This window comes from Phycisphaeraceae bacterium (genome assembly GCA_020639155.1).
Lineage (GTDB): Bacteria > Planctomycetota > Phycisphaerae > Phycisphaerales > UBA1924 > JACKHF01.
Genome location: JACKHF010000001.1, coordinates 2,323,662 through 2,338,704 on the forward strand (window position 1 = coordinate 2,323,662; position 15,043 = coordinate 2,338,704).

Annotated in this window: 15 protein-coding genes; 7 read left to right on the forward strand and 8 right to left on the reverse strand. The window is 57.5% G+C overall.

Going from position 1 to position 15,043, the window contains the following annotated elements; all coding sequences use genetic code 11:
• Positions 1-2 precede the first annotated feature (2 nt).
• The 4 genes from H6815_09770 to H6815_09785 all read left to right on the forward strand — a co-directional run bounded on the left by H6815_09770 (position 3) and on the right by H6815_09785 (position 3,946).
• Positions 3-635, forward strand: coding sequence for a phosphoribosylanthranilate isomerase (locus H6815_09770; protein MCB9860724.1), 633 nt, complete (start codon positions 3-5; stop codon positions 633-635).
• A complete protein-coding gene (locus H6815_09775; protein ID MCB9860725.1) occupies positions 632-1,636 on the forward strand; it encodes a 50S ribosome-binding GTPase in 1,005 nt (334 codons plus the stop codon). Before H6815_09770 ends, H6815_09775 begins: the two co-directional genes overlap by 4 nt.
• Positions 1,637-1,759: 123 nt before the next feature.
• Entirely contained in the window at positions 1,760-2,761 is a 1,002-nt protein-coding gene (locus H6815_09780; protein MCB9860726.1) for a hypothetical protein, read from the forward strand.
• Positions 2,762-3,946 carry an RluA family pseudouridine synthase gene (locus H6815_09785; protein ID MCB9860727.1) on the forward strand — a complete coding sequence of 395 codons (1,185 nt, stop codon included), beginning with the start codon at positions 2,762-2,764 and terminating at the stop codon, positions 3,944-3,946.
• Here the strand turns inward: H6815_09785 and H6815_09790 are convergent.
• The 7 genes from H6815_09790 to H6815_09820 form a co-directional block, all read right to left on the reverse strand.
• Positions 3,928-4,500 carry a GNAT family N-acetyltransferase gene (locus H6815_09790; GenBank protein ID MCB9860728.1) on the reverse strand — a complete coding sequence of 191 codons (573 nt, stop codon included), beginning with the start codon at positions 4,498-4,500 and terminating at the stop codon, positions 3,928-3,930. The genes H6815_09785 and H6815_09790 overlap by 19 nt on opposite strands.
• On the reverse strand, positions 4,497-5,903 hold the full coding sequence (gene argH / locus H6815_09795; GenBank protein ID MCB9860729.1) for an argininosuccinate lyase: 1,407 nt from the start codon (positions 5,901-5,903) through the stop codon (positions 4,497-4,499). The genes H6815_09790 and argH overlap by 4 nt, the downstream gene beginning before the upstream one ends.
• Positions 5,900-7,120, reverse strand: a complete 1,221-nt coding sequence (locus H6815_09800) for an argininosuccinate synthase (GenBank protein MCB9860730.1) — start codon at positions 7,118-7,120, stop codon at positions 5,900-5,902. Before H6815_09800 ends, argH begins: the two co-directional genes overlap by 4 nt.
• 66 nt (positions 7,121-7,186) lie before the next feature.
• Positions 7,187-8,212, reverse strand: a complete 1,026-nt coding sequence (gene argF, locus H6815_09805; GenBank protein ID MCB9860731.1) for an ornithine carbamoyltransferase — start codon at positions 8,210-8,212, stop codon at positions 7,187-7,189.
• A complete protein-coding gene (gene argB, locus H6815_09810) occupies positions 8,209-9,063 on the reverse strand; it encodes an acetylglutamate kinase (GenBank protein MCB9860732.1) in 855 nt (284 codons plus the stop codon). Before argB ends, argF begins: the two co-directional genes overlap by 4 nt.
• Positions 9,060-10,082 (reverse strand): N-acetyl-gamma-glutamyl-phosphate reductase, encoded by a 1,023-nt coding sequence (gene argC / locus H6815_09815; GenBank protein MCB9860733.1) that lies wholly within the window; start codon positions 10,080-10,082, stop codon positions 9,060-9,062. The genes argB and argC overlap by 4 nt, the downstream gene beginning before the upstream one ends.
• A gap of 84 nt (positions 10,083-10,166) precedes the next feature.
• Complete coding sequence (locus tag H6815_09820; GenBank protein MCB9860734.1) at positions 10,167-10,691, reverse strand: arginine repressor; 525 nt, start codon at positions 10,689-10,691, stop codon at positions 10,167-10,169.
• Positions 10,692-10,965: 274 nt separating this feature from the next.
• Between H6815_09820 and H6815_09825 the strand changes: the two genes are divergently transcribed.
• From H6815_09825 to clpX, 3 genes are all read left to right on the forward strand, one after another.
• Positions 10,966-11,673 (forward strand): hypothetical protein, encoded by a 708-nt coding sequence (locus tag H6815_09825; protein MCB9860735.1) that lies wholly within the window; start codon positions 10,966-10,968, stop codon positions 11,671-11,673.
• Positions 11,674-11,730: 57 nt separating this feature from the next.
• A complete protein-coding gene (locus H6815_09830) occupies positions 11,731-12,078 on the forward strand; it encodes a hypothetical protein (GenBank protein ID MCB9860736.1) in 348 nt (115 codons plus the stop codon).
• Between the two features lie 312 nt (positions 12,079-12,390).
• Positions 12,391-13,704 (forward strand): ATP-dependent Clp protease ATP-binding subunit ClpX, encoded by a 1,314-nt coding sequence (gene clpX / locus H6815_09835; protein ID MCB9860737.1) that lies wholly within the window; start codon positions 12,391-12,393, stop codon positions 13,702-13,704.
• Positions 13,705-13,806: 102 nt separating this feature from the next.
• Here clpX and H6815_09840 read toward each other — a convergent pair whose 3' ends face one another.
• Positions 13,807-14,829: a ParA family protein gene (locus tag H6815_09840; GenBank protein ID MCB9860738.1), complete on the reverse strand. Its 1,023-nt coding sequence runs from the start codon at positions 14,827-14,829 to the stop codon at positions 13,807-13,809.
• Between the last annotated feature and the right edge of the window lie 214 nt (positions 14,830-15,043).

Here is a 15,043-nt window from a genome sequence, read left to right on the forward strand (position 1 = left end):
TTATGGCACGAACTCGTATAATCATCGGTGGTATTCGTACAGCGGAGTCTGCCCAGTGGGCTGTTGACGCTGGCGCGGATGCCGTTGGATTTATGTTTGTCAGAAAATCCTCGCGATTCATCGAGCCAGCAGAAGCCGCCGAAGTGATGCAGTTGCTTCCGCCCTGCGTGTCGAGTATGGCTGTACTTCAGAATCCATCACTCGAAATGTTCATGGATATCGAGGAAACGTGTCCAACGACGCACACATTGCTTGCAGGAAACGAGCCGGATCAACTTGTACGTCAATGTGAGCCGGTGTTCAAAGCAGTAAAGTTCGACACAGCCACAATTGCCAAGGATCTGGCTCATGCTGATGGTATCGACAGTATCGAAGCGATCGTGCTGGACGGGCTATGGCATGTTGGAGATACAGCATTTGACTGGGACACGCTTGCGAAGATCATTGCAGATGTGCGGACACCAGTGATTCTGTCGGGCGATCTTGCGCCAGAGAATGTTGCACCCGCGGTTTGTGCTGTGCGGCCTTATGCGGTGGAAGTTTCGGCGGGTGTTGAGCGTACTCGAGGCGAGAAGGATCACGAACTGATCGACGCGTTCTGCCGAGCGGTCCAGCATGCGGATATCGCTGGATGACAAGCCCTGCAACGTGGTCACGCGCGACTCAGATTAGCCGTGATGCGGCTCTGATGGTGTATGAGCTGCATGGCGATGTTAATGGCGCGTGTGATGCACTGGAAATGCAGCAGGTTGAATGTGGTCATGTGGCACTCCGAGCCATTGCAGGCGTTGATGATGCGCTCTGCATGAGACCAGCACCGGATCTATTGATTGTTTCGATCCACGGCGGGCTGGCGTGTGCGCACGCGATGGAATCGAAACTACTTGGCGCTGGTGTGCATCAATCAGAGTCGAGTACATCCGACGCGTTTGCTGAAGCTGAGAATCCAGTTGAAGCGTGCGTGCTCTGGGCGCTCGGTGTTGCACAGAGCTTGCGCGCGGTGCCGCTGCTTCTCGATCAGCCTGCACGATGGCAGAACGCACACGAGCATAAGCCGACTGCACCGGCTGCGCTGCATCGTTTGCTGCGAGTGCCGACGGTCGCAGTGATCGGATTCCCAAACGTCGGAAAAAGTTCGCTGGTCAACGCAATTGCCGGGCGTGAGGTTGCGATTGCATTTGACATGCCTGGGACGACGCGTGACATGGTGAGCGTGAGAGTGGAGATGGATGGACTGGTGGTCGATCTGGTAGACTGCCCCGGACTTGATGAGGTGGTGACGAGCGATGATCCTGAGCGGGCAATACAGCTGCAGGCTCAGGCGCGTGCGAAGGCGCTGCTGGCGAGTGCTGAACTAGTGATCTCATGCTCGGATGGCAAAGCACCGTTTCTTTGCAATCCAATCGCGGAAGGGACGACTCCGGTTCTTCGTGTATTGACAAAGTGTGATATGGGTGGAACAGACGTGAGCAGCACCCATTGTGTCACCAGTGCACACACGCGTACAGGCATTGATGAGCTTGCACATCTTGTGAGAAGGACACTTGTGCCGGATGAGGCAATCAACTCGCCGCTGCCATGGTGCTTCTGGGACTCGCTGGGACTGGCCGATCCAAGAGAAAAGCAGGGCTGTTGACCGAATTTCGGTGGTCGGGTGGGAACCCGCTGCTGGGTTTCATACCATCCCAGTCCCACTGGAGCATGTCTTCGGTTTCTGGGATTGGGGCTGGCTGGGCAGATCGGAGTCTGGAATCACACGATGAGCACGAACAACAAACCCCTGACCGGGATCAAAGAAGGTGCGGGTCTTGAAGACTCGAAGATCAACAAGGAGTTTGTTGATTTCATCCAGCGCTGGGGTGGATGGTTCCTTATGCTGGGCGCTGCCGCGCTCGGGATTGTCTACGCCTATCAGTTTCTTGAACGCCAGAAAGCGGCTCGTGTTGATGCGGCGTTTATGGAGTTTGAATCCGCAGCAATGGGCAGTAATCCCAGCCCCGACACACTGACCGAAATCGGTGACGCACGGATGGGTACGCGATCGGTTGGTGAACTCGCCAAGTTGCAAGCTGCAGATCTGTATCTGCGCAGCGTGATCACCGGCACACAACTCTATGTCAACATCGTTGATATTGATTCGATACAGCTTCGTGATCAGCAGTCGCTGATGATGTACCAGATGGCTCTGCAACAGCTTGAGAGTGAGAGTGCGCTCAACCGTGACGGCACGCCAAAGGATCCGGAACAGTTGATCACCGACGAGCAGCGAGTGGATTTTCTGCGCCAGGCACGCTCTCTGTATCAGCAGGTTGTTGACAGCACCGCTGGAAACGAGGACAAGTTTGTGCTGCACGCTGGTGCATTATTTGGTATCGCATCTGTTGCAGAAACAGCTGGTGAACTGGACTCGGCAAAGCAGACGCTTGAGCAACTCAAGCAACAGGCTGAGCAGTATGGGTTTGCCGAGTACGCTGCGTCTGCACAGAAACGAATCGATGAGCTGGAAACCCTGAGCACGCTTCCCACACTGTATGCCAAATCCGAACTTCCTGTGCCGCCGATTGTTGAGCCTGAGAGTGTGATCCCCGAACTGAATCAGCCGAGTCAGCTTCCAACATTTGACCCGGGGCTGACTGGTCCGCTCTTGCCAGGGATGGAGCAGGAAACACCGGAAGATCCGCTCTCAATACCGGGTTTGACAACGCCATTCTCACCGGATCCAACAGTTCCTCCATCCAGCGAGCCACCCGCCGGACAGTAAATGGGGTTATCAGATGCGTCAGATCCGCAGGACTTGCCGTCGCTGATCAAGCCGGGCGGCAAGATCGATGAAGCTGCGCTGCGCCAGCGCATTGCAACATCGGATTCGGATGAGGGTGATGATGCCGAACTGCGTCGCGTGCGTTTCGAGTTGCAGCGCGATCTGAAGGAACAGCGGCTCGATCGATATCTGACAACCCGCATCGACTTTCTCAGTCGAAGCAAGCTGCAGAAGCTGATCGAGGACGGTGGCGTGCTGGTCAACACTCAGGCGTGCAAGCCGTCGACCAAGCTGCGCGCTGGCGATGTCGTGGAGGTCGTCGTCCCGCCGCCGCCCGATCGTGGCACGACACCCGAAGACATCCCGCTTGATGTGCTTTATGAGGACGAGCATCTGATCGTGCTCAACAAGCAGGCAGACATCATCGTGCATCCTGCGCGATCAGAAAACACCGGCACGATGACCAACGCGCTCGCGTACCACTTCCTGCATCGATCGCAGACCGGCGGTGCGCTGTCGACTGTCGGCGATGAGTTTGCACGGCCGGGCGTGGTGCACCGGCTCGATCGAGACACGACAGGATGTATCGTCTTTGCAAAGCATGACGAGACGCACTGGAAACTCGGGCATCAGTTCGAGCATCGTCAGGTCGACAAGAGGTATGTCGCGTTTGTGCAGGGGCGTGTCGAGCCGGATGTCGACGTGATCGAGTTTCCAATCGGTCCGCATCCTTCAAAGCAGAAGGGATATCGCGAGAAGCAGGTGGTCCGCCACGACGAACTCGGAAAGAACGCGGTCACCATTTGTCGTGTGCTTGAGCGGTACCGATCACACTCGCGTGCGGTGGACGATCAGTGGTTCTCGCTGGTCGAACTCGAACTTCGTACGGGACGGACGCACCAGATCCGCGTGCATCTGTCACATCTTGGATGGCCAATTGTCGGCGATGACATGTATGGCGGACGCGCGTTTGCGTTCGGAAAAGATGACACGTTCTCACGGCAGGCTCTGCATGCTGCACTGCTCGGGTTCATGCATCCGATTGCGCAGGAACGCACGAAGTTCGTTGCGCCGCTCCCGGACGACATTATGCAACTGATGCGCACATTCCGCACATTTGATGTGGTTGAGCGGGTGAATGCTGCTGGTTCGTGGATTGATCCCGATCAACTCATCGCAAGCTGAAGACGCATGACGATGCGATCCTTGAACGTGCGTCCGCGCGCGTTGATCTGGTCGCGGACGAAGTCTTCCGGAAGCGCCAGCGGCGAGATCTCGTGGAATCCGAATCGTGCGAAGAATCCGGGGACTTTCGTCAATAGCACGAGTGTGTCCATGCGGATGGACTCTGCTTCCTCAATGAGAAAACGTACGACTTCTGATCCTGCGCCCGTCCCCTTTGCGGCTTCTGCGCTTGCAACGGACCGGATCTCGCCGATCTCGGGTGAGTGCGCGACAAGTGCGCCGCATGCGAGGATTGCTGCATCGTCGTCCTCGTATGCAGCAACCACAAACTCGCCGATGCACAGGCGGACGGTGTCTGCGCTGCGGGCGATCGTCAGACCCTGCTGCGCCCACAGGCTGAGCAGCGCAGCAATTTGATCTGCATCCTCTACATGGGCTGTTCTTGCAATGACGCGGCGAACGATTGGTTTGGGTTGCACTTCTACGGCGCGCATCGCAACTTCGCTCTCCTGCGTGGAGAGAACCGCTGCCGAGGATGTGACGTTGGGGGTCATGCGGTGTCGGAAGTTCGGTTGAGTGTAGCAAGCACGTGCTGTGCTGCCGCGAGGACGCGATGTGGTGCGGTTGCGCCAACAATATCTCTTCGGCTGACCGCGGCCGAACCAGTGAGAAGTTCGTGGATATTGGAAGGTGACTGCGGACACCACTGTCTCATCTCCTCGAGCGGGAGATGCTCGATGGCTGTGTTGCGATCAATACACGCACGAACGAGCGCGCCGACCTGGTCGTGCGCGGTGCGGAATGGAACACCCGCGCCGACGAGCGCGTCGGCGAGTTCTGTTGCGTTTGCGAATCCACCGATAGCGGCTGTCGCAGCGCGGTCGTGATTGACTGTCAGTGTTGCGATCGTCAGTGCTGACAGAGAGACACACAACGTAATGTGATCGAACGCATCAAAGAGTGTACGTTTGTCGTCCTGCAGGTCCTTGTTGTATGCAAGGGGCAGGCCCTTGATTGCGGTTGCGAGCGACATGCGCAATCCCATGATCCTGCCAGCGCACGCGCGGACGAGTTCCATCGCGTCGGGGTTCTTCTTCTGTGGCATGATGGATGATCCGCTGGTGACGCGGTCGTCCATCTCGATAAGTCCAAACTCCTGCGACGAATAGATGATCAGATCCTCGGCCATGCGCGAGAGATGCAGCGCGATCAGTTCCATCGCGGAGAGCGTTTCGAGCACGAAGTCGCGATCGCTGACCGCATCAAGACTGTTCGATGTCGGTTTTTCGAACTCAAGATCGGCAGCGAGTTGTTCCCGATCAATCGGGAACGTGGTGCCCGCGAGTGCTGCTGAGCCGAGCGGACACACGTTGACCCGTTTTCTGGCATCAACGAGCCGGTCGCAATCACGCGAGAACATAGATTCGTACGCGAGAGCCCAGTGTCCAAACGTGATCGGCTGGGCGCGTTGCAGATGCGTGTACCCGGGGAACACGGTGTCTGCCTCGCGCTTGGCGACAGTTGCGAGCGCGTGACGGAGTGAGCAGGTTTGTGTTGCAAGTTGATCGATTGCGCTACGCGTCCATAAGCGAAAGTCGGTGACAACCTGATCGTTGCGGCTACGACCAGTATGCAGCTTTTTCCCGAGATCGCCGAGCGACTTGATGAGCTGCAGCTCAACCCATGTGTGCACATCTTCCGCGTCAGCGTTCTCGGTTGGGAAGGAGTCCGGCGAGACGGTTTGCTTTAGCTGCTGAAGGGCGCGCGTGATTTTTTTACACTCGTCGTGCGAGAGCACATCTGCGCGCGAGAGCGCACCTGCCCATGCGATCGAGCCGGTGATGTCCTCGTGGACGAGTCGCCAGTCAACCGGGAGCGAGTTGTTGAGCGCGGAGAACAGCGCATCGGGTCCGTGCGCGAACCTGCCGCCCCACATGGAGTGCTTCGCGTCGGTCATCGTGTTGCGCTTGCCTCGTGCAGTTGCGAGCGCATTGCTGCGATGCGTTCGGGGAGTGAGTGCAGACGGATGAATCCCTCAGCGTGCTTGTGGTCGTAGAACTCGCTGGCGCCAAACGTCGCGAACTCCTCGGAGTAGAGCGCAAAGTCACTCTGTCGCTGCACACTCGTTGCGGTTCCCTTGTACAGGCGGACAACCACACGCCCGGTGACATCACGCACGATGCGCTGTGCGCACGCGAGGAGAGATTCACGCAACGGCGAGAACCACTTGCCGTCATAGACAAGATCGGCGAACGTCAGACCGAGGTGCTCGCGATAGCGGAGCGACTCGCGATCGACGACGAGTTCTTCGAGCGAGCGAAGGGCTTCGAGAATGATGGTGCCGCCGGGAGTCTCGTAGAGCCCGCGACTCTTCATGCCGACCCGCCTGTTCTCGATGATGTCGACACGACCGACACCGTGCCTGCCGCCGACTTTATTTAAAGCCAAGATGAGTTTGTCACCCGCCATCTCTGTGCCGTTGATAGCCACAGGGATGCCTGAGACAAAGTCGATCGTGATGTCCTCGTGCTGATCGGGCGCGTCCTTCGGATCAACGGTGAGCATCCACACGTCGTTCGGCGGAGCGTTCCACGGGTTTTCAATAGCACCACCCTCGTGCGAGATGTGCCAGAGATTGCGGTCGCGGCTGTAGATCTTGGTTGCCGACGCAGTGCACGGGATGTTGCGCTCGGCGAGATAGTTGAGCAGATCCTCGCGCGACTCCAGATCCCACATGCGCCACGGCGCGATCACATCAAGATCTGGCGCGAGTGCTGCGAACGCGCTCTCAAAGCGCACCTGGTCGTTGCCCTTGCCAGTGCATCCGTGCGCGACTGCATCCGCACCAACCTTGCGTGCGCAATCGACCTGTGCCTTTGCGATGATGGGGCGGGCAGTTGCAGTGCCGAGAAGATACCGGCCCTCGTACACGCCACCGGTTGTGAGTGTCGGGAAGACGTACTGCTCGGCGTACTCGCGTTTGAGATCGGCGATATAGCACGCGGACGCGCCGGTCTGCATCGCTTTTTCCTCGATGCCGACAAGCTCGTCGTCGCCCTGACCGACGTCAGCAACCAGCGCAATGACCTCACAGTCCATGTTCTCGCGCAGCCACGGGATGATGGCCGATGTGTCAAGTCCCCCTGAATATGCAAGCACAACACGTTGTGGCATTGATCTCTCTCCGATTGAATCGTGCGATTGAATGTTCTTCGTCAAAGCTGGGAAACGATTGCAGTGTTACGTCGCGCTGACGTGTGACCGATGTCCGGCGGGTGTGGTACCCGCCTTTGATGGTATGAGGGCTGCGAGCAGAGCCATCTGCGCGTGCATGCGGTTCTCCGCCTGGTCATACACGATGGAGTGCCTGCCGTCGATGACATCTGCTGTCACTTCCTCGCCGCGGACAGCCGGGAGGCAATGCATGAACAGTGCGTTGCGACCACCCTTGGAGGCGAGCTGCATGAGTTCCGATGAGACCTGATACTCATCGAAAGCGCCGTCGCGAAGCGCTTGCTGATGGTCTTGGCCCATCGACACCCACTTGTCGGTGTACACCGCGTCGTGGGACTCGATCGCGCGCACGTCGTTGGTGATCTTCAGCGTCGCGCCCGACACAAGCGCGTCTGGCTGTGATGCGCGAACGATCTCGAACTGCGGCTCAAACCCAACGGGCGTGATGACAGTCATGTGGACACCGAGTTTGGCGCACGCGAGGATCAGCGAGTGGCAGACGTTGTTGCCGTCGCCGATGTACGCGAGCTTTGCACCGTGCAGATCGCCGAGATGTTCTTCCAGTGTCATCAGATCTGCGATCGCCTGGCACGGATGCTCGACATCGCAGAGCGCGTTGACAACGGGGACGCTGCCGTAGTGTGCAAGTCCTGCCAGTGTCTCGTGGTTGTTCACACGCGCGATCACGCAGTCCACCCAGCGTTCCAGATTGAGCGCGTAGTCCTTGACAGGCTCGCGCTTGCCGATCGGCTCCTTCGAGTGATCGAAGTACATGGCGTGCCCACCGAGCTTGGTGATGCCGACCTCGAAACTGACGCGCGTGCGCAGCGACGCCTTCTCGAACAGCATGATTGTGCTTGTGCCCGCAAGTGAACCAGCAAGGATCGACGGATCCTCCTTGTTCGCACGCGCAAGCAAGATAATCTGCTGAAGCTCTGTGGCGCTCAGATTTCCAATCGAGAGCAGATGCTTTGTTGAGAGTGCAGGAATCTGTGATGCCTGCGACTTGTGTGCGACTGTTGCCTGTGTCATTGGATGTCCTTTCCGTGCGTGAGTGCGATGCCAGCTTCCGTGCGAGCGGATGTGTCCGGGATGAACGCGGTGCCCGAGGTGCGGATTGCATCCGGGCTTGCGAGGTGTTTCGGCGTTTTCCATGATGTCACGACAACATGGGTGTTGAGTGTGTCGGCAGCCTGCGCACACGCGCGTGCCTTGGGGATCATGCCGTCGGTGATGACACCGCTGGCGATGTTGTCCTCGACGTCCTGCATCGTGAGCGATGCGATCGGCTGCTTGTGCTGATCGAGCACGCCCGGCTGATCGGTGAGATACACGAGCAGGCTTGCCCGCACCGCGAGTGCAATGGCGAGTGCTGCATCGTCCGCGTTGACATTGAGCGCGATGCCGTCTGCACCAAGTCCAATGCTGGAAACAACCGGCACAAACCCAGCCTGTGTGAGCGAAAGCAGCAGGGCGGGGTCGGTGTGTGTCACCCTGCCAACGCGACCAATGTCAATGCCGTCGGGTGTGTCGATTTCGACCTGTGTCATGTTCGCGTCAGCGAGCGTGAGTCCGATCGCGCGAGGGTTCTTACCTTTTGCGATGTTGAGCGCACCAACGAGTGCGAGATTCACTTCGCCAGCGAGCGCGCCGACGACACACGGAAGATGTTCGATTGGCGTGACGCGCAGGCCCTGACGGCGCTGGGACGCGAGCCCCATCTGCGCGAGACGCTGATCGACGATCTTGCCCCCGCCGTGGACGAGTATGAGCCCGTGCTCAGACTGCTTTGCAAGCGACACGAGCGCAGCCCAGAGTTCAGTCTGCGCTTCAACATGCTCGATGGGAGTGCCGGAGATTTTTACAACGATCGGCTGTGTCACGCAGCACCCCCGATCAAACCTGCCGATTCATCGAACCCGAAACGCACGTTCATGCACTGCACTGCCTGCCCTGATGCGCCCTTGAGCAAGTTGTCGATGGCGCTGCAGATGACAAGATGCGACCCGTCACTGGTTGTTGCGATGTCGCAGTAGTTTGTCCGCGCGACGTCATTCACGCGCGGATATGTTCCCGGCGTGAGCAGGCGGACCCACGGCTCGTTTGCGTACTTCTCCATGAGCACAGTGCGCACCTTGTTTTCGTTCCACCCTGCTGCAAGTTGCACGTGGATCGTGCTGACGATCCCGCGGTCGTACGGCCCTATGTGGGGTATGAAAAGGATGTTGCACTTTGCGTGCTCGCGCATCTCGGGCTGGTGCCGATGCTTGAGCACGTTGTACGCGCCAGCGGACACCTCACAGAACAGATTCGCAACTTTCGCGCCGCGACCAGCACCGGAGATACCGGAGATTGCATCGACGATGACCGGTGCGCTTGCGTCTATTGCCCCAGCGTCAGCGAGCGGTCTGACTGGGAGAATCACCGATGTCGGATAGCACCCAGGCACCGCGACAATATCTGCGTTCTTGATGGTATCACGATTGATCTCCACCATCCCGTACACAGCGTTTTTCAGCACATCCGGATGGGTGTGCGTGAAGCTGTAGTAGGTCGGATAGAGCGCTGTGTCGGACAGCCGATATGCGCCAGAGAGATCCAATACCTTCAGACCTTCTGCGAGCAACTGGGGGACAATATCTGCGCTTGCTTCGTGTGGCGTGCACAGAAACACCGCATCGACATGCAGAGATTTCAGCGCGTCAACCGAGAACGGCTCAACCGATAGTGAGCATTGATTGCGGAATCGCGGGAACTCACTGTCCATTGTTCGCGTTGATGTAGTATTTGTGTCCGATCCGAACACACCCGCGAGCGTTGCCTGTGGATGGCGCAGCAGGATATCGACGAGTTCGGCACCCGTGTATCCGGTTGCACCAACGATGGCACAGCGAATGGACATGAAGCAATGATTCCTAATCTGATGGATGGGCGAGTGCGAGAGAATAGAGACAAACAATATGAATATGGAAGAATCGTGGTCGTTCTACGCAGTTGCGGTTGCTCGCGAGGGGCTGGTCATACCAACCGCACTTGCGAGCGTTGTTCGCACTCGTGTTGCGTCAGGAGTTGATCGGCAGGCGAGGAAGATAGTGTCGTCGCCCGCAACGGTGCCGATGATGCCGTCGAGCTGAGCATGGTCAAAGTCCGACGCGACGGTCTGGGCAGCAGCTGGTGTTGTTCTGACAACGACGAGCGACTCACCCTGATCGATCTGCGTGACATACGTCCTGACAGATCTTTGCAAGGCATGAGGAAGTTGCTGGGTCTTCAGAGGTTGTGTCACAGTCTGGTGTTTGCGGCTTGAGGTGGAATCCTGCTGGGATTGAAGCAGATAGCCTCTCGGGCCTTTTAGAACGCCGATCTCGCGGAGGTCGCGTGACAAGGTCGGTTGTGCCACGATCACGCCCTCAAGAGCCAGCGCATGCTGCAACTGGTCCTGATTGGTGATTTCGCCGGTCCTGCTTGTGAGCAGTTGGCGGATCATGTGATGTCTGGCTGCTTTGGTCATGAGAGCATTATTATTCCTATTCATGAATGAATAGTCAACTATCGGTTGCAGCGAGTTATCCACATGAACCAGAATCGGTGGGAGTCATGGTTTGCCGATGGAAGGTGTGAGCTTGGCAACGAAACCAGGCCCGATGGAGCAAAATCGGCTTGGCAGGCGGAATATGGACAGGCTGGCTTGCATCCCACATGCGTAGAAGGGGATAAACTCAGTCGTGGCGACCGAACAAACTGCAATCGCGGATCTCTTCAGGAGCGTGTGCTCCGATTTTTACGTGAACCAAAAACTCGAGTTGAAACTCGATAACCCTCGTGAGCGACAGCCGGTACTCGAACTCTTTGATCGACTCCGTCGGCAGCATCCGGAACTGGATCAACTTCGCCAGTATCAGGACGAGCTTGCACTGGAGTCCGTTCCGGGCACACCCGAGCAGAAGTGGATCGCTGTGCGAGACAAGAGTGTGCGCAGCGGATGCGTGAACTGCGATCGCATGATCGATGCGTATACGTTCCATCAGCAGATACTGGAACTGTCGCCGTTCTTTCTCAGCATTAATCCGCTCGACGTGCAGTACGTCGAGCTACTGATTGGATTCGACCTGCTTGCGCCGGGCAATCACAACGAGATTGTGCGTGACGCGTTCTTCGCAGAGGGGCCTTTGGCGGGACTGATGAATGAGCCATCAGAACTCGCGATCGATATTCAGCCTGCCTTCGGATTGATAACTCGTGATGAGACCAACATCGAGGTGCATTTCGAGGTGAAAACCCGGAACGCACGAGCAAACGGGCTGAGCCCTGATGCCCTGATGCTTGAGCCGATCAGTGTGTACATTACGGCGAGAAAGACCGGCTCTGTGTCTCGTGTGCAGGATCTTGCAACGCTGGGAGCAACGCTTGCGAGAAGGGCTGAGCAGATTGTGACGATGCGTGCTGTGCCCCATCTCATTGAGCCGTTGCGACGAGCCATCGGGCTGTATTAGTCTCTGTTTCCAGAATCCCGAGGAAACCCCGGGGTATCAGCCGACATATACCGTGGTATGCTCATTCTTGAATGTGCGCGGAAGGTTGCTGACATGCAGGTACGTATCAACATCTCGCTTGCACAGCAAACGATGAATGATGGCGCTGCAGGTACAGATTCGATTGTAAAGATGCTTCCCTGGATTGGGCTGGCGATTGTTGCGGTGTTCGTTCTGACAGTGCTGGTGCTGATACTCCGTTCATGGATGCTCAGTGATAAAACTTCCAAGAAGATCGATCTCGCGACAGAACTTCACAAGATGCGCAAGAGTATGACGGACGAGGAATACCAACATGTTCGAGGGATCATGCTCGAAAAGATGAAGGGAACGAGTGTTTCGTCGCAACCCGTCAACGGTGAATAGAGCGCGTTGAAACTACGGAGACCTCCGTAGTGTTGTGGAAAACAGTTAGTCCAGATAAGCGCAACGTCTCATTGTGTTACATCCGACGTTGCGATTTTTCCGAGTGTGCGGTTGGGTTTGTGTTGCGGAGGGTCCAACTGTCCTGTTTGCAAAGCACTTGGCCCGGTTTTGGTCGAGCGAACGGATGTGAATGTCGATACAGTACTGCTGGTCTGCAACGCGCTGTTGTTGCGCCAGTGTTCGCTTCAAGGCTGACTGCCTATGTTTGCGACGGATTCGGTTGTGTATGCGTGAAAGAAGACCGGAGGGCGGATGGCCAAGCCAAGGCAGGATGGAAACGGGAGTGACAACGGCAACGGCAGTGGGGGCGATGATGGCTTCCGCGGTCGTCGGGTGACCACGTGCTCGTTCTGTGGAAAGACCAGTCGTGAGGTTGGTCCCATGGTCGAGGGGCCGAGTCAGGTCTTCATCTGTAATCACTGCACCGATCTATGCGTGAACATTTTCCATCAGGAGCGCAAACAGATCGGTAAGGGGGCGGGTATCGATCGTGTCCCCTCGCCGCGCGAGATCAAGGAGTTTCTTGATCAGTACGTGATTGGTCAGGATGTCGCAAAGCGTTCGCTCTCGGTGGCTGTGCATACCCACTACAAGCGTTTGCAGCACCTTGATTCGGGTGACAAGACGATCGAACTCGACAAGTCGAATATTCTGATCATCGGACCGACCGGGTGCGGTAAGACATTGCTCGCCAAATCAATGGCGCGGATGCTGAAGGTACCGTTTGCCATCGGTGATGCAACCACGCTCACCGAAGCCGGGTACGTTGGTGAGGATGTCGAGAATCTGTTGTTGCGTCTGCTCCAGGCAGCTGATTACGATCTCGATGCTGCCCAGCGCGGCATCATCTATCTGGACGAGATCGACAAGATTGGCAAGTCTTCTGGCAATGTCTCTATTACGCGCGATGTGTCCGGTGAGGGCGTGCAGCAGTCGCTTCTGAAGATGCTCGAGGGCACTGTGGCAAATGTCCCGCCACAGGGTGGGCGCAAGCATCCCGAGCAGCAGTACATTCAGATGGACACGTCGAACATCCTGTTTATCTGTGGCGGCACCTTTGTCGGGCTTGAGGACATCATCCGTCGTCGCCTTGGCAAGAGTCGAATCGGGTTCACAACGGATGCTGCAGCGAACAACGAGGAGGATCGTGCAGCCTTGCTCGCTCAGGCAACACCTGAGGATGTGACCGAGTACGGCATGATCCCGGAACTTGTCGGGCGTCTGCCGATTGTTGCGCCGCTCTCGCCAATGGACACACCAGCGCTTGTGCGCATTCTGACAGAGCCGAAGAACGCGCTCGTTCGTCAGTACGAGTACTTCTTTGAGATGGAAGGCGCAAAGCTTCGCTTTACCAAAGACGCACTCGAAGCGGTTGCTGAAGAGGCCAAGAAGCGCAAGACCGGTGCTCGTGCGTTGCGCAGTGTCATGGAAGAGACAATGCTTGCTCTTCTGTACGATCTGCCCGAGCATAATCACGCTGGTGTGGAGTATGTCATTGAAGCACAGGACATCATCTCGCCTCGTCCGCTCAAGTCGCTAGCAAAGCCGCTGAAAGTCACAGCGTAAGCGGCGTTACACATGGACAAGTCAGTCAAAAGGAAAGACCCACGTTCCATGCACTCGCGGGTCTTTTCTCTTGAAAACGTGCTCGATCAGGGAGCCGCCTTGTCAGACATGTGAATGACCTGAAAACGACTGAACACTGCGCTGGTCCTGCATTCGACGGGCTGTACGCGCAAGATCGTCTGCACGACTCGATTGCGACATCATGCTATGGGTTGCTGGTGTAAACGAACCCTCGCGACCGGGGATGCCTGCTGATGCGACACGACGCGAAAGCTCGCGGTGTGCGTCCATGCCCGGCACTGCGCGAACAGCTTGTGCTGTTGCAGCGGTGGGGCGATGATCGACGAGTGTGCGCAGCTGATCGATGGTCCATGTTGCGAGCTGGACAAAGTCTGTCGCGGCATCAGACGAGCTGTTGTAATCGAGGACGGACTGGCCGAACGAGGCGGCTTCCTTCACCGCGACGTCGTACCGGATGACAAACGGAACCATGCGTGCATTCACACGGCGGCTGAGTTCGGACTCAAGGTCGCGGGCGAGCGCAACAGTCTGTTCATGGACACTCGGGAGCACGCCGATCTGCGGCTGCACGCCCATGCGTTCGCCGAGTTCTGCGAGCGTTGCAACTTCGTTTGTGGCACTCTGCAGCGCGTAATAGCTTGTTTCGACCGGCACGAGGACCAGCGAAGCAGCTGCAAGTGCGTTGCGGGCAAGGACATTCCGTGACCCCGGGGGGGTATCAATCACGCACACGTCATACTGCGATGACAGACGGGAGAGGAACCGATCGAGCAGCCAATCAAGGTCTGGACGGTCTGCGCCCTGGCCGTTGGTATCGAATGATGCCAGACGGGTACGGCTTGGTGCCAGATCGAGACGGCGTGAGATACGCCAGATCAGGCGTTCGGCGTCGAATCCGGCCCGATCGCCGACCAGCATGGCCTCGCCGATATCGGCATCCAGACGGCTCTCAGGGATTGCCAGACCCGCAGCACAATGCCCCTGCGGGTCGAGGTCGACCAGCAGCGTGCGAAGCCCGCGGGCGGCTAGAGCCCCCGCCAGATTCACAGCCGTGGTGGTCTTGCCGCAGCCACCCTTCTGATTCATAATCGCGATACGTCGCATGTATGCCTCCCAACACACTGCACGGACACCGTCCGCGGGCCCGCCTGAAGTGGGCCTGTTTCATTGATGTCCATGAAGGACGTTCCTCACCACGGAGTTCCCACACCCCGACCGCCAACCCGGTGGAGCAGCAAGGCCTGATCCCGCCTTGCTACAGCCAGTTGCTGCGGCAGACTGTGCTATCGGAACCTTGCTGGGAATGCCTGCAACCGAC